This window comes from Corynebacterium tuberculostearicum (assembly GCF_032821615.1).
Lineage (GTDB): Bacteria > Actinomycetota > Actinomycetes > Mycobacteriales > Mycobacteriaceae > Corynebacterium > Corynebacterium tuberculostearicum_H.
In genome coordinates, this window is record NZ_JAVBIF010000026.1 from 1 (window position 1) to 16842 (window position 16842).

The 16842-nt window shown below is 61.7% G+C and carries 15 protein-coding genes; 6 read left to right on the top strand and 9 right to left on the bottom strand.

Annotated elements, in window-relative coordinates:
• The first annotated feature begins 350 nt into the window (after window positions 1–350).
• A complete protein-coding gene (locus RAE09_RS11210) occupies window positions 351–497 on the top strand; it encodes a hypothetical protein (protein WP_236882480.1) in 147 nt (48 codons plus the stop codon).
• 138 nt (window positions 498–635) lie between these two features.
• Here RAE09_RS11210 and RAE09_RS11215 read toward each other — a convergent pair whose 3' ends face one another.
• Genes RAE09_RS11215 through RAE09_RS11225 form a run of 3 tightly spaced genes read right to left on the bottom strand, consistent with a single transcriptional unit; the run spans window position 636 to window position 2938 of the window.
• Entirely contained in the window at window positions 636–1415 is a 780-nt protein-coding gene (locus RAE09_RS11215; protein ID WP_316981713.1) for an ABC transporter permease subunit, read from the bottom strand.
• Between the two features lie 6 nt (window positions 1416–1421).
• Window positions 1422–2414 carry an ABC transporter ATP-binding protein gene (locus RAE09_RS11220; protein WP_316981714.1) on the bottom strand — a complete coding sequence of 331 codons (993 nt, stop codon included), beginning with the start codon at window positions 2412–2414 and terminating at the stop codon, window positions 1422–1424.
• Window positions 2415–2443: 29 nt separating this feature from the next.
• The gene (locus tag RAE09_RS11225; RefSeq protein ID WP_005325579.1) at window positions 2444–2938 is read right to left on the bottom strand and encodes an NUDIX domain-containing protein; all 495 of its coding nucleotides are present in this window, start codon (window positions 2936–2938) and stop codon (window positions 2444–2446) included.
• Between the two features lie 70 nt (window positions 2939–3008).
• Here RAE09_RS11225 and RAE09_RS11230 point away from each other — a divergent pair, with 70 nt between their 5' ends.
• From RAE09_RS11230 to RAE09_RS11240, 3 genes are read left to right on the top strand one after another with little or no spacing between them, the layout of a single operon-like run.
• Window positions 3009–4454 carry a hypothetical protein gene (locus RAE09_RS11230; RefSeq protein ID WP_316981715.1) on the top strand — a complete coding sequence of 482 codons (1446 nt, stop codon included), beginning with the start codon at window positions 3009–3011 and terminating at the stop codon, window positions 4452–4454.
• Window positions 4454–5467, top strand: coding sequence for a glutamate ABC transporter substrate-binding protein (locus tag RAE09_RS11235; RefSeq protein ID WP_316981716.1), 1014 nt, complete (start codon window positions 4454–4456; stop codon window positions 5465–5467). Before RAE09_RS11230 ends, RAE09_RS11235 begins: the two co-directional genes overlap by 1 nt.
• Window positions 5464–8037 carry a serine/threonine protein kinase gene (locus RAE09_RS11240; protein WP_316981717.1) on the top strand — a complete coding sequence of 858 codons (2574 nt, stop codon included), beginning with the start codon at window positions 5464–5466 and terminating at the stop codon, window positions 8035–8037. Before RAE09_RS11235 ends, RAE09_RS11240 begins: the two co-directional genes overlap by 4 nt.
• A 29-nt stretch (window positions 8038–8066) precedes the next feature.
• On the opposite strand, the gene RAE09_RS11245 is transcribed toward RAE09_RS11240, so the two are convergent.
• From RAE09_RS11245 to pta, 3 genes are all read right to left on the bottom strand, one after another.
• Window positions 8067–8513, bottom strand: a complete 447-nt coding sequence (locus RAE09_RS11245; RefSeq protein WP_150850560.1) for a helix-turn-helix domain-containing protein — start codon at window positions 8511–8513, stop codon at window positions 8067–8069.
• A gap of 139 nt (window positions 8514–8652) precedes the next feature.
• Window positions 8653–9876 (bottom strand): acetate kinase, encoded by a 1224-nt coding sequence (locus RAE09_RS11250; protein WP_005325574.1) that lies wholly within the window; start codon window positions 9874–9876, stop codon window positions 8653–8655.
• The gene (gene pta / locus RAE09_RS11255) at window positions 9877–11238 is read right to left on the bottom strand and encodes a phosphate acetyltransferase (protein ID WP_250409842.1); all 1362 of its coding nucleotides are present in this window, start codon (window positions 11236–11238) and stop codon (window positions 9877–9879) included.
• Between the two features lie 228 nt (window positions 11239–11466).
• On the opposite strand from pta, the gene RAE09_RS11260 reads away from it, so the two are divergent.
• Window positions 11467–12828 carry an FAD-dependent oxidoreductase gene (locus RAE09_RS11260; RefSeq protein WP_284598013.1) on the top strand — a complete coding sequence of 454 codons (1362 nt, stop codon included), beginning with the start codon at window positions 11467–11469 and terminating at the stop codon, window positions 12826–12828.
• A gap of 3 nt (window positions 12829–12831) precedes the next feature.
• On the top strand, window positions 12832–13317 hold the full coding sequence (locus tag RAE09_RS11265; protein WP_316981718.1) for a GNAT family N-acetyltransferase: 486 nt from the start codon (window positions 12832–12834) through the stop codon (window positions 13315–13317).
• On the opposite strand, the gene purT is transcribed toward RAE09_RS11265, so the two are convergent.
• From purT to RAE09_RS11280, 3 genes are all read right to left on the bottom strand, one after another.
• Window positions 13314–14666 (bottom strand): formate-dependent phosphoribosylglycinamide formyltransferase, encoded by a 1353-nt coding sequence (purT, locus tag RAE09_RS11270; RefSeq protein WP_316981719.1) that lies wholly within the window; start codon window positions 14664–14666, stop codon window positions 13314–13316. The genes RAE09_RS11265 and purT overlap by 4 nt on opposite strands.
• Window positions 14667–14817: 151 nt before the next feature.
• Window positions 14818–15672, bottom strand: coding sequence for a class F sortase (locus RAE09_RS11275; protein ID WP_250411755.1), 855 nt, complete (start codon window positions 15670–15672; stop codon window positions 14818–14820).
• A 155-nt stretch (window positions 15673–15827) separates the two neighbouring features.
• The coding region (locus tag RAE09_RS11280) for a VaFE repeat-containing surface-anchored protein (RefSeq protein WP_316981720.1) at window positions 15828–16842 on the bottom strand (1015 nt) is incomplete at its 5' end.

Below are 16842 nucleotides of genomic sequence, written 5' to 3' on the forward strand. Positions count from 1 at the left end.
TCGCGGCTTCACGCCGGTACTCCGGCGTGTACTTCTTGCGCTGTTGACTCACAATGAACATCCTCTCCTACGGACACAGGATCCGTACAAATAGGGTGTCCACTAAACGAGGGTAACCTCATTGCACACAGTCCATAGATGTGTGTTTTGAAACCTTATCTAAAAACTAAATAATTCGTTAAAACGCCAGATGAGCACATGCGCAGACTCGATTTTCGCGTCTCGCGAAAGGTATTCAAAATAACCTATATGAGGGGTACATATAACTCTAATCTAAACATTTACACTGCACATTCAGGCTGGGCAGTGTACACATTGCATGTCAACGATGCGCTTTGGTGGGTGAAGCGGTGACGGACATTGTTCATGAAGCCCAGGACACGCACCTGTGCGCCTTGTTCATCGAAGCCCACGGGGGCGGTGGAGACTACGAGTACGCGCTAGACGCCGCCACGCTCGCCCGACTCGTGCGCGCAGCACAGAGGGCACTTTCTTAACAACGTCCCGCAGATAATCCAGACAAACTTCTAGGCTTAGCCACCAGCCTCAAAGGAAAGCTGTTGCGGAGACAAGTAACCGCCCCGGCAGGCAGCCCATGAGCTGCCATCCGGGGCGGTGCTGTGCGTTAGAGCCGCTTAGGCGTCGCGCTTTTGTAGCAAGAGGACACCGAGGACCCACAGGATAACGGCCCAGGCAATAAATACCAGGCAGAATCCCCAATTTTCCTTCCACGGAGCATCAACCGGTTCCATTTCCAGCAGCCACGACTGGAAAGACTTGAACGGCATGAAGTTCGCCAGCTTGCTGCCGACCTTGGGGATGGTGGCTACGAGATTGTCCACGCCAAGGAAGAGGATGAGGCCGATAGCCACGGCACCGGCCGTAGAGCGCAGCAGCAGTCCTAGGCCTTGTGCGAAGAGGACAAGGAGCGCGGCGGCTAGGGGGTACTTCCACAGCTGCTTTTGGCCCATCTCATCGTCCCAAGGGTGGAATTGCGCGGCTACCTCATCGTGGGCAAAAAGCTCGGTAAGCAGGTAAGCACCTGCCACGGCGATAAAGGTCAGCGCGGCCGCGATAACCGCGTACATGAGCAGCTTAACCAAGGCCACCGACCAGCGGCGCGGGGTAGCCATAAACGTAATGGTCTGCGTACCAAAGCGGTACTCGGTGGTCACGATCATGATGGCCTGGATCATGAGCACGGGCAGGCCGAGGAACAATAGGAAAGACACCGCGCCATCCGAGGTGATAACCCCCATGCCCATCGCTGCCTCTTCAGGATTTTCTGCCGGCTTAGTCAAACGAGCATTGAGGATGGCCCAACCCCAGGCAAAGAAAAGGAAGATGAAGGTGGTCCACCAGAAGGAGCGGGTGGTGTGCAGCTTGGTCCATTCGGACTTCAAGGTATTCAGCATGGCGAATTAAACCTCCTGCTGGGTGGGTCGAGCGAACGGAGTGGCGGCGCCAGCGGTGCCAGCAATGCCCGGGTTGGGGGCGCCGGTGGAGCCGTGGTACTGGACGGCGTCGCCAGTAAGCTCCATGAAGGCATCCTCCAAGGAGGCGCGCTTGAGGCTGAGCTCATTAAGCGGCACCCCGGTGGAGTAGGCCAGCTGGCCCACGAAGTCGGTGGTCTGGTTGGAAATCACCAGGCGGGGGCGGCCTTCCTCGTCGGTGGACTCAGTAAAGGCGATTCCCTCGGCACGCAGCGCGGAGCTAAAGGCATCGAGATGGTCGGAGCGCACCAGCACGGAGGACTGCGAGTGGTCCTTCACAAAGTCATAGGTGGGCTGGTCCGCCACCAAGCGGCCCTTACCAATGACCACGAGGTGATCGGCGGTCTGAGACATCTCCGAGAGCAGGTGGGAGGAAATCAAAATGGTACGGCCCTCATCGGCCAGGGCGCGCACGAGCTGGCGGACCCAGCGAATGCCTTCTGGGTCGAGGCCGTTGACCGGCTCATCCAGGATGAGGATGCCGGGGTCACCGAGCAGCGCGCCGGCTAGGCCCAGACGCTGGCCCATGCCGAGGGAGAAGCCGCCGACCTTCTTACCGGCGACGTCGGAAAGCCCTACCAGCCCCAAGACCTCGTCAACGCGGGAAGTAGAAATGCCGTTGGACTGCGCAATCCATTTCAGATGGTTGGCGGCGCTGCGGTTGCGGTGCACCGCTTTGGCATCGAGCAAGGCGCCTACCTCACGCAGGGGATCCTTCAGCTCGTGGTAGCGCTTGCCATTGATGCGCGCCCTACCGCCTGTGGGAGTATCCAAGCCCAGGATCATGCGCATGGTGGTGGATTTGCCCGCGCCATTGGGGCCCAGGAACCCGGTGACCATGCCGGGTTTTACCTGAAAGGTGAGATCATCAACGGCGCGGACAGACTTATATTGTTTAGTCAGTCCTTCTACTTCGATCATGGCACTAGCGTGCCATAAATCCGGCAACTTTACCTGTTTAATGCCTCCACGCTCTCCCGCAGGATGGGAAAGGCGTGGCGGAAGGCGGCCAGGAGGGGGAGGCTTTCTACCTCCTCAAAAGGCACCCAGCGCAGCTCATAGGACTCTTCATTAGCTGTAGTAGGAAGCGGGGCGCCGGTGCGCGTGCGTGCTAGGACGGTGGTGTAGGTCCACTCCCCCGGCAGATCCCCCGCCGCGGGATAGGGCCCGGCCGTTACTCGCGCATCGAGCACCTCTACGTCCTGGGGTGCAATCGCACATTCTTCATGGGTTTCACGCAGCGCGGCCTGGGTGGGAGTCTCCGTAAAATCGCGGGCGCCACCCGGAATCCCCCAGGTATCGCCGTGATTGGTCCACGCGGCGCGGTGTTGGAGGAGCACCTTGCGCCCGGCGACGAGGAACAGGCCGGCGGCACCAAATTTTCCCCAGACGCGAATGCCGCCGGGGCCTGCCGCCCAGCCGTCTCCACTGTGAGGGTTATGCATGCTGCCTATCCTAGCCACACACGCGGGTATATGGTGGCGCCCAGCACACTGCGGGCGCTATTCTAAGTGAATGACCGAGCAGGCAGTCCGGGCAGAAAGCGTGCACGACGAGCACGCTCACCCGAGCGATCACTGGCTCGATGAGGTCACCGCGCCCACCGGCCCGGCCTTCAGCGGGCTCAGCAGCCGCGCCATGGAATGGTTCGCGGGCCCGGCGCGCCTGCTGCGCCGCTTCTACTACTTCGCCTCCACCACCCCAGGCAAGCTTTTTACGGTCACGCTCATTCTCACCGTTGCCCTAGGCGCCGCCGGCTTATCGATGTCCCAATCTTCCGCCGCCCGCCACTCCGACCTAGACGAGCTGCTGACCACCACCGAGCCGATGTCAAACGCGGCACACCACCTTTATAGTTCGCTCTCAGTGGCCGATACCGTGGCCACCACCGGCTTCGTACAGGCCGGCGTGGAATCGGAGCGCAACCGCGATAGCTATAACGAGGCCATCGATGCCGCCTCAGTGGCGGCTACCGAATCCGTGCTGGGCACCACCCAAGAAGATGGTCGCGTGCGCGAGCTGGTGACCTTTATCCAACGCGAGCTGCCCGTCTATACCGCAATGGTGGAAAAGGCCCGCGCCAATCACCGGGCGGGCAATGCGGTGGCCAATTCCTATATGTCCAATGCCTCGGCGCTCATGCGCGAGCGTATTCTGCCGGCTGCCTCCGAGCTATTCCAGCTGACCACCGCCAAGGTGAATCAGCAACAACAAAAGCTCACCTCGCCGCAATGGGTTCCGCTCTCCGGCCTCTTGGCGGCGCTCTTCTTCCTCGCCGTGGCCCAATGGTGGCTGTGGCGCCAGACCCGCCGGCGTTTTAACCGCGGCTTCTTAACGGCCAGCGTGCTGCTTTTCTTGGCCATCTCCTGGGTGGCGCTATCCAACCTCGCCACCTGGTCCACCGGCCACCAGGGCTTCGAGACGGCCTCACGCCCGTGGGATTCGCTCACGGCCTCACGAATTGAGGCGCAGCAGGCGCGCACCTCCGAGACCCTCGCGCTGGTGCTGCGCTCCTCCGAGGAGGATTCAATGGTGCGTTTTTCCAGCTCCATCAACTCCATCGAAGGGGCCCTCGAGGATTATGAAGAAGCGCTCAATGATGAGGATGTGGAGGTCACCGACCCAGAACTCATCCACAGCGCCCGGGCGGCCGCCGAGCAGTGGCGCGGCACTCACGACAAACTCATGGGTGCGCTCAAGGACGGCGACTATGACGAGGCCATCTACCAGGCCACGGCCACCGAGCCCAAGGACGGAGAGATGACCGCGGCGCGTTCCTATGATGAGCTCGACGCGGAGCTCTCGGATCTCATCGGCCAGGCGCGCATCGCCATGCGCAGCTACTTAGAGCGCGGACTGACCGCTATGACAGCGGTGTCCTCGGCCGTGTTCCTGCTGACCTTGTGCGCCATTATTGCCGTGTGGCTGGGCATCCGCCCCCGACTGCAGGAGTACCTCTAATGCGCCGCACACGCCTCGTCCTCGCCGCGCTCACCTGCGCCTGCGCCGCGCTACCGCTCGCCTCCTGCGATGTTCGCTCCACCCCGCCGCTGGAGGCGCCCGCCGAGCGCCCCCTCGACTCCCGGCCGGGCCCGCCGCTGCCGGAAGGGGCGAAGGTTGAAAAGGCCGGCTCCACCGCCGCGCAGCGCGCCTCTGAGGAAGAGATTAAGGGCAGCTACCGCCCGGACGATAAGAAGGCGAAGGAGCGGGTTCCGGACATCGTCAAGCGCGGTCGTCTCATCGTGGGCGTGGACCGTTCCAATAACTTGATGAGCTACCGCGATGCCGCCACTGGTGACGTGCGCGGCTTCGAGGTGGATATCGCCCGCGAGATTGCCCGCGATATCTTCGGCGATCCCAATAAGGTGGACTTCCGCTTCATAGAATCCTCCGACCGCGTTAATGCCCTCAATACCGGCGCGGTGGACATGATCGTGCGCACCATGACCATCAGCCCGGAGCGCGAGCGCGAGGTGGCCTTTTCCATTCCCTATATGAACACCCAAACCCGCATGCTGGTGCTCACCAATTCCGGCATGAAGTCCGTGAAAGACGCCGCCGGTAAGACCCTATGCGGTGTAGGCGCGTCCACCGCGCTAGAAACCATCCGCGAGCACGCCCCCAAGTCCGATATCTTGGTTACCCGTTCCTGGGGCGATTGCCTGATGGCCCTGCAGCTTAACCAGGCCGATGGCATCGTCGTCGATGATGCCCTGCTCTCCGGCATGGCCGCCCAAGACTCCTATACCTCCATCGTGGGCGAGCCGCTAGAGACCGAGAATTACGGCGTGGCCGTGCGCCGCCCCAGCAAGCAGCATGACACCCGCCCGCTGCTGCGCCAAGTAAATTCCACGCTCGAACGCATCCGCCGCGACGGCACCTGGTCCACAATCTTTGAAGAGTGGCTCGGCGCCTACCTGGAAGAGCCCACCCTGCCGGCTGGAAAGTACATCGAGGAGGACGCTAAGTCATGAGCCATAACCCGAATTTCAGCGATGATGAGCTCGAGTACATCGAACCGGAGAACCTCGATACCCAGCGCGCCTTCCGCCAGCCCACCAATGCCGCCAATTCCGCGCAGGAGCCGGATGCGCTGGACGATACCCCCTTGGACGATGGCCCCGCCACCGCCGCCGTGGCTTTCGACCCCTTTGCGGACGAAGACGAAGAGGGCACTGCGGCCGTGGCCTTTGACCCCTTCGCCGATGAGGATGAGCCCGGCGATGACACCGGCACCTCCGCGGTTGCCTTCGATCCCTTCGCGGACGAAGACGAGGACGCCGATGGTTCCATCGACCCAGACCACATTTCCACCCTGTTAGCAGACCTAGACAATATCCGCGCCCAGCGCGAACAACAGCGCGCCCAAAAGGCCCAGGAGGACTCCTCACAGCGCTCGCGCCGCCGCGCGCTCGATACCTTCCGCGAGCGCCGCGGCACCCACCGCTCCGAGCGCCGCGTGGCCGATGGCATGGTGCGCCTGCCGTTTATCACCCCGGCCGAGCCGACCGATGCTCTCATTGACCCCACCGAAGAATCCTCCGGCAAGAAGATTCCGCCACCACAGCTACAGCCCGGTGACATGGTGGCCGGACAGTACGAAATCTTGGGCGTTATCGCCCACGGCGGCATGGGCTGGATTTACCTGGCCAATGACCACTTTGTCTCCGGAAGAGTGGTGGTCCTCAAAGGTATGCAGGCCCAAAAATCGGCCGATGAAACCGCCGCTGCGGTGGCAGAACGCGAATTCCTCGCCGATATTACCCACCCTGGCATCGTCAAGATTTTCAATTTCATCGATGACGCCCGGGTGCCCGGCGGCTTTATTGTCATGGAGTATGTCGGCGGGCCGTCGCTAAGAAGCAGGCGCAAAAAGCAGCCGGATAAGCTCCTGCCCGTCGATATCGCCATTGCCTATATCCTAGAAATCCTGCCCGCGCTGGAGTACCTGCATTCGCGCGGGGTGGTCTATAACGACTTAAAGCCGGATAACATCATCGTCACCGAGGACCAGGTCAAGCTCATTGACCTGGGCGCGGTCTCCGGCATTGGCGCGTTTGGCTATATCTACGGCACCAAGGGCTACCAGGCCCCGGAAGTGGCCACCGAGGGCCCTTCCATCGCCAGCGATATCTACACCATCGGCCGCACCCTGGCTTCGCTCTGCCTCAAGCTGCCCACCGAGGACGGCGTCTACCTGCCGGGCATCCCCACCCCGACCGAAGAGCCGGAGCTGCGCCGCTTCCTGTCGCTCTACCGCCTGCTGCAGCGCGCCACCGACCCGGATCCGGAGCGCCGTTTTACCTCCATTAAAGAGCTGCGCACCCAGCTCTACGGCGTGCTGCGCGAGGTCATCGCCATCCGCGACGGCCTGCAGTACCCCTCCCAGCATTCGCTTTTCTCGCCGCAACGTACCACCTTTGGCACCAAGCACCTGGTCTTCCGCACGGATCAGCTTATCGACGGCATCGATCGCACCGTCCAAATCACTGCCCCCGAGGTCGTCTCCGCCCTACCTACCCCGCTGCTGGACCGCGATGACGTGGGCGCCGGCCTGCTGCAGGGCGCTTCCTATGCGGAGCCACAGGAGGCCCTGGAGACCCTCCGCCAGGCCATGCAGACCCCCGAGTACGAGCACTCGGCCGAAATCCCGCTGGGCGTGGTGCGCTCCATGATCGACCTAGGCTATACCGGCCAAGCCCGCCAGTGGCTGAGCTCCATCGAGGACCGCCTCGGCCACGACTGGCGCTTCCAGTGGTACGCCGGCATTACCGAGCTGCTTCACGACGACTACCGCGACGCCCAGAAATACTTCTCCACCGTCCTCGATCTTCTGCCGGGCGAGGCGGCACCCAAACTCGCCATCGCCGCCATCAATGAACTCATCCTGCAGCAGCTGGACTATAGCGATACCGCGCTCATTGACCCCACCGTGGCCCGCGCCTGCTCCAATATGCATTCCACGCTGGCCGATCTCCCCAACTCCGCCTTTGAGGGCCAGCCGGAAATCTGGAACCACGTCACCCAGGACCCGGCCGCGCTGCGCTTTAACTCCATGCGCCTCTACGGCATTGTGTGGTCCACCAACCCCACCACCGTCTCCTCCTCCTTTGGCCTCGCCCGCCAGCTGCGTTCCGAGGGCCAGGTGGAGGTAGCCGTCGTGGTCCTCGACAAGGTCCCCAATGCCTCGCGCCACTATCGCATGGCCCGCTTGACGACGATCCTCCAGCTCATCGTCCACGATCTTTCCGAGTCCCGCATCCGCCGCGCCGCCCGACGCCTCGAAGAGGTCCCCACCAACGAGCCGCGCTTCCTCCAGATTAAGATTGCCGTCATCTCCGCCGGCCTGAATTTCCTGCGCAATGCCGATCTCTCGCGCGCCGCCTCCCCCAACGACCTCTTCGAATACGCCTTTACCCAGCGTGGCCTGCGCACCGGTCTCTCCGAGACACTCCGCGCCCTCGCGCGCCAAGCACCGTTTAGCCGCCACCGCTACGCGCTCGTTGACCTTGCTAACCAGGTCCGCCCCGTCACCACCTTCTAATCGCTACGCAGGCTCGTACAGCCGCCCCACTAATAGAGCTCCAGGTCCTCCGATAAGGCTGTCAATTCAGCTACGGCACGGCGCTGACTGGCATCTCTTTCATTCTTGTATTTCTGCAGATCCGCAAGACTCACGCGGCGATGGGACCCAACTTTGTAGCCGGGAAGGCTCCCTTCATCAATAAGCTTTACAACGTGTGGCCGCGAAACATTGAGAAAGTCTGCTGCCTGTTGCGTGGTGAATTCGGATTCCTCGGGCACTACGCGGACCGATTTCCCTGCCGCTTCGATGGCGAGAACTTTCTGCAGGGTTTCGGCGATCTCTCGCGGAATTGCGATTATTTGCTCGGTTCCTTGCACGAATATATCCACTGGTGCCGGTGAATCTTTGGCCTCCAACACAGAATTGAGCCTTAATAAAGCCTCTTCCGCTGGGCTGGTATCCCGAGTTGCCCCGCCATTTTGTAAGTCCTTCATACCCCCACCTTACAAAATAAACGAAATAAACGAAACGCTTGCTGTACTAGGTTCAGAGATAAAAAAGAGGCGCGCGGCCCCTTGCGGACCGCACGCCTCTCGTTCACATTCCAGCTTCTAACTGGACGTAAGAGCCTTTTTACTTGTAGAGGCCAGCCTCACGCGCCATTGCGGCGATTTCGGCGGACTTCTGGGCGATAGCCAGCTCCTCGTTGGTCGGAACGACAAAGACCTTAACCGGGGAATCCTCGGTGGAGATCATGCGCGGCTGGTCGGAACGGACCAGGTTGCGCTCCTTATCAAAGTGGATGCCGTACATATCCAGGTTGTACAGGGAGTCCTGGCGGACCTCGGTATCGTTCTCGCCCACACCGGCGGTAAAGGTGATGGCGTCCACGCGGCCCAGGGCAATCATGTAGGAACCGATGAAGCGGCGCAGCTGGTGGATGTAGATGTTATAAGCCAGCCAAGCGTCTTGGTCCTCGTTGTCGATGCGCTCGCGCAGCGTACGGAAGTCGTTAACGCCAGAGATGCCCTTGACACCGGACTGCTTGTTGAGCAGGTTGTCAATCTCATCCACGCTCATGCCCGCCTGGCGGACGAGGTGGAAGATGATGCCCGGGTCAATGTCACCGGAACGGGTACCCATAGCCAGACCGGCCAACGGGGTCAGGCCCATCGAGGTATCGATGGCGCGGCCATTGCGGATGGCTGCAGCGGACGCACCATTGCCCAGGTGGAGGGTGATCTGGTGGGTGTGCATCGGGTCGCGGCCCAAAAGGCCCGGTACCTGCTGGGAGACGAACTCGTGAGAGGTGCCGTGGAAGCCGTAGCGACGGATATCGTACTTGGATGCCACCTCATTGTTGATGGCATACAGCGCCGCTGCCGGCGGCAGGGTGTTGAAGAACGCGGTATCGAAGACGGCAACGTGCGGAATATCCGGCAGCATCTTGCGGGCCACGCGGATGCCATCCAGGTTGGCCGGGTTGTGCAGCGGAGCCAGCGGGATGAGGTCTTCAATCATGGACTCAATCTGGTCCACGATGAGCTGCGGCTCGGAGAAGAGGCGGCCGCCGTGAACAACACGGTGACCAACGGCGATGACATCCACGTCGGTTGGGCCAACGTTGTGCTCGCTCATGATGGCAAAAGCGCGCTCAAGGCCGAAGGAGTGAGTAGGGATTTCCAGCTCTTCCTTGTACTTCTCGCCACCGGTCTTGACGGTGACGGCGCCGAGGGGCTCGCCAACCTGCTCGACTAGGCCAGAGACCAGCGGGGTATCCGTGGCGCTGGACTCGGGATCGACCAGCTGGAATTTAACGGAGGAAGAACCTGAGTTAAGGACCAGAACGTATGACATTTATTTCTCTCCAGCCTGAATAGCGGTGATTGCAACGGTGTTGATGATGTCCGGAACGGTCGCGCCACGCGACAGATCGTTAACCGGCTTGTTCAGACCCTGCAGGATCGGGCCCACGGCGAGCGCACCGCCGGTGCGCTGTGCCGTCTTGTAGCCAATATTGCCGGCCTCCAAGTCCGGGAAGACGAAGACGTTTGCCTGGCCGGCCACCTCAGAATTCGGCATCTTCTTAGCCGCAACGCCTGGGTCGCAGGCGGCGTCGAACTGCAGCGGGCCATCCACCTTGACGGAAGAATCCAGCTTCTTGGCTGCTTCGACGGCGGCCACTGCACGGTCAACGTCCGGGCCGGAGCCGGAGGTGCCGGAGGAGTAGGACAGCATGGCCACGCGTGGGTCGATGCCGAACTGGGAGGCGGTCTGTGCGGAAACGATGGCGATTTCGCCCAGCTGCTCGGCAGTGGGGTTCGGGTTGACGGCACAGTCACCGAAGGCCCACAGGCGGCCACGCATGACCATCAGGAAGATGGAGGAGACCACGGAAGCGTTCGGCTTGGTCTTAATGATCTGGAAGGAAGGCTTGATGGTGTGGGCGGTGGTGTGAGCAGCGCCGGAGACCATGCCATCGGCCAAGCCCTTGTGGACCATCATGGTGGCGAAGTAGGAAATATCCTTCATCGTCTCGCGAGCCTGCTCGAGGGTTACGCCCTTCTTCTTGCGCAGCTCGGCAAAGTCGGCGGCGAATTCCTCTGCCAGCGGGGACTCGAGGTGGTTGATGATCTCGGCACCAGCCAGGTCGAGCTTCAGCTCTTCGGCGCGGGCCTTGATATCGGCCTCGTTGCCCAGGATGGTCAGCTTGGCAACCTTATCGCGCAGTACCACGTGGGCGGCCTCGAGGATGCGGTCATCGTCGCCCTCTGGCAGGACGATGTGGGAACCGGCGGCGCGGGCCTGGTCAATGAGCTGCTTCTGGAAGAGGTCTGCGGACATGACCGGGGAGACGTCGCCAAGCGCAGCAAGTGCGCCCGGAACCGCTTCCAGGTCGGTGAAGATGCCAGCGACGGTAGCCCCCAGGGATTCCGCATTGTGCTGGGCAAGCTCGCCGGTGCGCTGCGGGGCGCCGGAAATGATGGCCAGCGGCAGGCCAAGGGCGGCAGCTACTTCAGCATCGAAGGCGATATCGCCGGTGCCCTGCGCCACGATATTCTCAGCGGCGGGAGCCTCAGCCAGTACGGCGGCGACGGTGGCATCGAAGTCTTCGAGGCGGATGAGCTCCGCGCCCAGGTCCTTAGCCAGGGCGGGCACATCGAGGCCATCGAAGCCACGGCCGATAGCGCTAATAACTGCGGAATGCGATGCAGACATGCAATTTACCTTTCATTCACGGTCACTTGAACACAATTAACGCGCCTCATAACTTCATGTCAGTCATCACAGTTATCAGCGCGCGGTGACTACTCCACTGTACGCGATTTACCCCCTCCTATGCCCCATCGTGACCTCCCTAAACTGGGGTTAGTAATGCTGTGGTTTTTATCGCATAGTGACCGCGTAGAATATGCAGCACAACGAAAGAAAGGACACCCTAAGCACATGACTACCCCAGTGCGCGTCGCCGTGGTCGGCTCCGGCCCGGCAGGCATTTACGCCTCTGACCTTCTAGTGAAATCCGACCTCGATGTGCAGATCGATCTTTTTGAAAAGATGCCGACGCCGTTCGGTTTGATCCGCTACGGCGTGGCACCGGATCACCCGCGTATTAAGGGCATCGTGCAGTCCCTGCACAACGTTATGGAAAAGGAAGAGATCCGCTTCCTGGGCAATATCGAGGTGGGCAAGGACATCACCGTCGAGGAGATGCGCGAGTATTACGACGCCATCATCTTCGCCACCGGTGCCACCGCCGATAAGCGCATGGGCATCCCGGGCGAGGATCTCAAGGGCAACCATGGCGCCGGCGAATTCGTGGGCTTTTATGACGGCAACCCCAACTTCGAACGCGATTGGGATCTCTCCGCAGAGTCCGTCGCCGTGGTTGGTGTGGGCAATGTCTCCCTCGACGTCTCCCGCATCCTGGCTAAGACCGCGGACGAGCTGCTCGTGACGGAAATCCCCGATAACGTTTATGAGGCGCTGAAGAAGAACCGCGCCAAGGAGGTCCACGTCTTCGGCCGCCGCGGCCCGGCGCAGGCCAAGTACACGCCGAAGGAGCTCAAGGAGCTGGACGAGTCCCCGACCATCGAGGTCATCGTCAACCCCGAGGACATCGAGTATGACGCCGCCTCTGAGGAGGCCCGTCGCGCCGCCAAGTCCACTGACCTGGTGTGCCAGACCCTCGAGTCCTACGCCATGCGCGAGCCGGGCGATGCCCCGCACAAGCTCTACATCCACTTCTTCGAGTCCCCAGTAGAGGTATTGGGCGAGGACGGCCACGTCACCGCCATTAAGACCGAGCGCACCGAGCTCAATGGCGATGGCTCCGTAACCGGTACCGGCAAGTTCACCGAGTGGCCGGTGCAGGCCGTCTACCGCGCGGTGGGCTACCACCCGCAGTCCGTCGACGGCGTACCTTTCGACGAAACCCAGGCCACCATGCCTAACGACGGCGGCCACGTGCTGGCCAATGTCGACGGCGAAAAGCTCCCCGGCCTCTACACCACCGGCTGGATTAAGCGCGGTCCGGTGGGCCTGATTGGCAATACCAAGTCTGATGCCAAGGACACCACCACCATGCTCATCGCTGATTACAAGGCCGGCGACTTGGATCCGGCCACCAAGCGCGATCCGCAGGATATCCTGGACTTCCTGGCTTCCCGCGATATCGCCGTGACCACCTGGGAAGGCTGGCACCGCCTGGATGCCGCCGAGCGCGCCGCTGGCGAGCCGCACGGCCGCGAGCGCATCAAGATCGTCGAGTGGGACGAGATGGTCAAGCACGCCGGCCCGCAGGCCTAACCCGTGCCGCACATCATTACCGCCGCGCCCTTGGGACAGCTGGCGGCCTTGGACGTCCACCAGCTCTACAAGCTGCGGGTGGACGTCTTTGTGCACGAGCAGCGCTGCCCATACGCCGAGATTGACGCCACCGACGCCGATCCCCAGACCGTGCACCTGCTGGCCTGGGACGCGGACACCCACGAGCTGCTGGGCACGGCCCGCGTCTTTCCGGCCGCGCCTACTGACGCCGCGCTTGCCGACGCCGCCAACGGTGCCCAAATCGGCCGCTTCGCCCTCGCACCCGCCGCGCGCGGCACGGGCCTCGGCCGCGAACTTTTCCAGGCGGCCGTCGACCTAGGCGAACGCATGCACCCGGGCCAGCCGCTCTACTTGGAGGCGCAGGCCGGCCTCGTGGATTATTACGCCGGCTTTGGCTTTACTCCGGTAGGCGAGCTTTTCGACGACGAGGGAGTCCCCCACCAGCCGATGCTGCGCCCCGCTTCTTAGTCAGCGTCGTCCACGCCGGAGGCGAGCTTCGGGTCGAGCTCCACGCCGCCCTCGTACTCCACGACCTCGATATCGGGGACATTGTCCGCCTCCGGCTGGATGCCGCGGGCACCGCCCTGGGCCAGCAGGCCCGGCGTGGAGGTCACCTCAATCTTGTGCGCCGCTAGTGCTGCGCGGTCGCGCGCCTCCTCCGCGCTTTCCGCGGTGGCAGACACCAAGCCCATGCGACGGCCTTTGTAGGCCCCGGGCTTGCCAAAGAGCTTCACGTCCGTCTCTGCGTAATTGAGGGCCGCGGCGATGCCGGTATAGGCAACCTCATTTAGCTCCTCATCCGCGTGGATGACCACGCTAGCGCCAGGGGTGACCAGGGTGGCGTCGATGGGGTAGCCCAAAATCGCGCGCGCATGCAGGTCAAAGGCGGAAAAACGCTGGGTATAGCAGGTCAGCATCGCCGTATCCGAGGGCCGCGGGGACACGGAGGAAAAGTACACATCATCGCCCGCAACGAAGAGCTCCACGCAGTACACGCCGCGCCCGCCCAACTCATTAGAGATGCGCGCGGCCACCGAGCGCGCGTTTTCCAGCGCAATCTCGCTCATGCCGGTAGGCTGCCACTCCTCCACGAGGTCGCCGCGCTCATGGCGGTGACCGATGGGCTCGCTAAACCACGTGGCCAACTTGCCCGTCGCCGGATCGATGGAACGGATAGCCAGCAGGGTGACTTCGAGGTCAAAGTCCACGAAGCGCTCGGCCACCACGCGCTGCGAGTCCGAGGACACGCGCCGCACGGTCTCCCATGCGGTGCGCACGTCCTCCTCATCGCGGGCAATCATGTGGCCCTTGCCGGAGGTGGACACATCCGGCTTAATAATGCATGGAAAGCCCAGCTCCCCCACCGCTTCCTCCAGCTCCTCCACGGAGCTGGCAAAGCGATACGCGGAAACCGGCAGCCCGATATTCTCCGCCACCTCGCGCACGCACTGGCGGTCCTGCGTCATGGCACAAGCACGAGCGGATGGCACCACAATGGCGTCACTGTGCGCTTCCATCTCTTCCAGCGCTTCTACCGCAACGGTTTCTACCTCTGGGACCACAAAGTGCGGCTGAATCTCTTGTGCTAGCTGCAGGATGCGCCCGGCGTCCTTGATATCGGCGACGTAGCTATACTGCGCCACCTGGTGCGCCGGCGCGCCCGCATACGAGTCCACCGCGTGGACCTCCAAGCCCAGGTTCTGGAAGGACATGGCCAGCTGCTTGCCCAACTCGCCCGAGCCCAGCAGCAATACCTTGGTGGCATTGCTAGTCAGCGGCGTGCCAATATGACCGGCGATCTCGCCTGGATTAACCATGAAAATGCTCCTTCTAAGCCGCAGGCAGCGGCGGTTACTGCCTTAAATTATTTCATATTTAGGCCCCAACCCCACTACCCACATGCCAGGTGCCGCGCATAAGCAAAGGCGCCCTGTGGGCAATTCCACAGGGCGCCTGAAACATTTCTGCCTAGGCTGCAGGGGCCTCAGCCGGTGCCTCGGCTGGGGCTTCAGCCGGGGCCTCCCCCGCCGGTTGCTCGGCGGGCTGCTCAGGCTCGCCTACCGGTTCTGCCACGGTAATGATGTTGTCCTCATAACCCAGCGCGCCACCAACGAACTGGCCGCCGCAGGTAATAAGAACCAGGCGGTTCTCGCCTTCCTTATCGTTGACCACGTCCGGGAAACCGGAACCCTTGGGCAGGCGGTACGGCGCCTCGGTCACGCGGAAGGTGCGCTCTTGGCCGTCGATGACCACGGTAAATTCCTGGTCCTTCTTTAGCTTGGTGAACTTCTCCGCATAGCCGGTGCCTTGGCCCTGGTAGTTAATGTGGCCGGTAATCACGCTCGAGCCCACATTGCCGGGCTCACCCGGCACAGCGGAGGCGGAGTACCAGCCCACGCGGGTGACGTCGTGTGGCGGCAGCAGCACGCCCTGGTCCGTGACCTGTACGGGGTCTACAGCCGCGTACTCGCCGTCGATGCCTACCGACATGCCCTCAAAGCCCTTGAACTCACCAGGGGCGGCCTCGTACTCGTGCTCCTGCTGGCCTGAATCATCCACGAAAGCATCGGACTTCGGTGCAGAATCCTGTGCGCTCTCGCTGGCCACCGTCTCCGGTGCCGAGCCGGCCTCATCCTCATCATCGCCCGCCAAATACAGCACTACCTGCAACAACACCAGTGCGACGACGACTATGGCCGCGATAATAGCAATCAGCTTGCCACGACCCATGCCCTGCTTGCCGACGCCCCCTTCTTCCCCACTCGCCGGGTACTGCGAAGCGCCGTTGTCCTCCGGCTGCTCTGGTTCCCTGTGCATTCCCATAGCTAGCTTCCTCCACTTCCTCGATTTGTCTACCCTGTGCAGGTTATATGCAAATCCCCTCCAGCGTGTGCAATCACACCCTGGAGGGGATTTTTGGTGTTTAAGTCTCGGCCCCGGTGGGGCGGCCCGTGGGCCACCTCACCGACACTTAGGGATTACTTGATGTAATCCTGCATACCCGACTCAAGCTCGGTTGCGCCGGACGGTACGGACTTAATCTCAACGCGGTCAGCGTTGGATGGCAGTGCGTTACCAGTCTCTTCAGGTTGCTGACCCTGGCGTCCGGCATCGCGGCCGTGTCCATTGTCAGAGTTGCCGCCCTGAGGAGCATCCTGGCCCTTGCCCTCGTGACCATTGCCGCCCTGAGGAGCATCCTGGCCCTTGCCCTCGTGACCATTGCCGCCATTGTGGTTGCCGGTGTTGTCACCGTGGCCACCGTTGTGGCTGCCGTGGTCGTTGTGGTCGTGGCGATCCTTGATGATCTTACCCAAGCCGATGCCCGGAATCAGGATGAGCCACCACGGAATCTTGCCCTTGGAGGAACCATTCGAGGAACCGCCTGGGTTGTCCGGATCATCGACCTCGTCAGAGGTCACAGTCTGATCCTTATCGTTGATGTCCTTGTGCTCAGCGATGTGGTTCGGCTTCTCCGAAGTAGCATCCGGAGTCTCCTTGCCATTCTTATCAACCTCGACAGAGGTCAACTCCTCAAAGGCAACCGCAGCCTCAACCGGCTCAGTCACATCATCATTAACAGTGATCTCAACCTCAACCTTGCCGTTGGAGGCCTCTGGCTTGAAGGTCTTCTCACCGGTACCCAGAACAGACTTGCCGTCCTCCTTGCTAATCAGCTCAGCCTTCAGGGTGTATTCCTTACCCGGAACCAGACCCTCATAGGAAACCTCATCAACAACCTTGGCACCAGCAACAACCTCACGCAGGTCACCCTCAAAGTCAGCATTAGTGGAAATCTTCGGGGTCTTCTCAGAACCCTCAGAGGTCACAGTCTGATCCTTATCGTTGATGTCCTTGTGCTCAGCGATGTGGTTCGGCTTCTCCGAAGTAGCATCCGGAGTCTCCTTGCCATTCTTATCAACCTCGACAGAGGTCAACTCCTCAAAGGCAACCGCAGCCTCAACCGGCTCAGGCAACCGCAGCCTCAACCGGCAA

Excerpts from the sequence above, each read along its gene's own strand:
- RAE09_RS11215 (WP_316981713.1), bottom strand. The coding sequence starts at position 1,415 with ATGCTGAATACCTTGAAGTCCGAATGGACCAAGCTGCACACCACCCGC.
- RAE09_RS11220 (WP_316981714.1), bottom strand. The coding sequence starts at position 2,414 with ATGATCGAAGTAGAAGGACTGACTAAACAATATAAGTCTGTCCGCGCC.
- RAE09_RS11225 (WP_005325579.1), bottom strand. The coding sequence starts at position 2,938 with ATGCATAACCCTCACAGTGGAGACGGCTGGGCGGCAGGCCCCGGCGGC.
- RAE09_RS11230 (WP_316981715.1), top strand. The coding sequence starts at position 3,009 with ATGACCGAGCAGGCAGTCCGGGCAGAAAGCGTGCACGACGAGCACGCT.
- RAE09_RS11235 (WP_316981716.1), top strand. The coding sequence starts at position 4,454 with ATGCGCCGCACACGCCTCGTCCTCGCCGCGCTCACCTGCGCCTGCGCC.
- RAE09_RS11240 (WP_316981717.1), top strand. The coding sequence starts at position 5,464 with ATGAGCCATAACCCGAATTTCAGCGATGATGAGCTCGAGTACATCGAA.
- RAE09_RS11245 (WP_150850560.1), bottom strand. The coding sequence starts at position 8,513 with ATGAAGGACTTACAAAATGGCGGGGCAACTCGGGATACCAGCCCAGCG.
- RAE09_RS11250 (WP_005325574.1), bottom strand. The coding sequence starts at position 9,876 with ATGTCATACGTTCTGGTCCTTAACTCAGGTTCTTCCTCCGTTAAATTC.
- pta (WP_250409842.1), bottom strand. The coding sequence starts at position 11,238 with ATGTCTGCATCGCATTCCGCAGTTATTAGCGCTATCGGCCGTGGCTTC.
- RAE09_RS11260 (WP_284598013.1), top strand. The coding sequence starts at position 11,467 with ATGACTACCCCAGTGCGCGTCGCCGTGGTCGGCTCCGGCCCGGCAGGC.
- purT (WP_316981719.1), bottom strand. The coding sequence starts at position 14,666 with ATGGTTAATCCAGGCGAGATCGCCGGTCATATTGGCACGCCGCTGACT.
- RAE09_RS11275 (WP_250411755.1), bottom strand. The coding sequence starts at position 15,672 with ATGGGAATGCACAGGGAACCAGAGCAGCCGGAGGACAACGGCGCTTCG.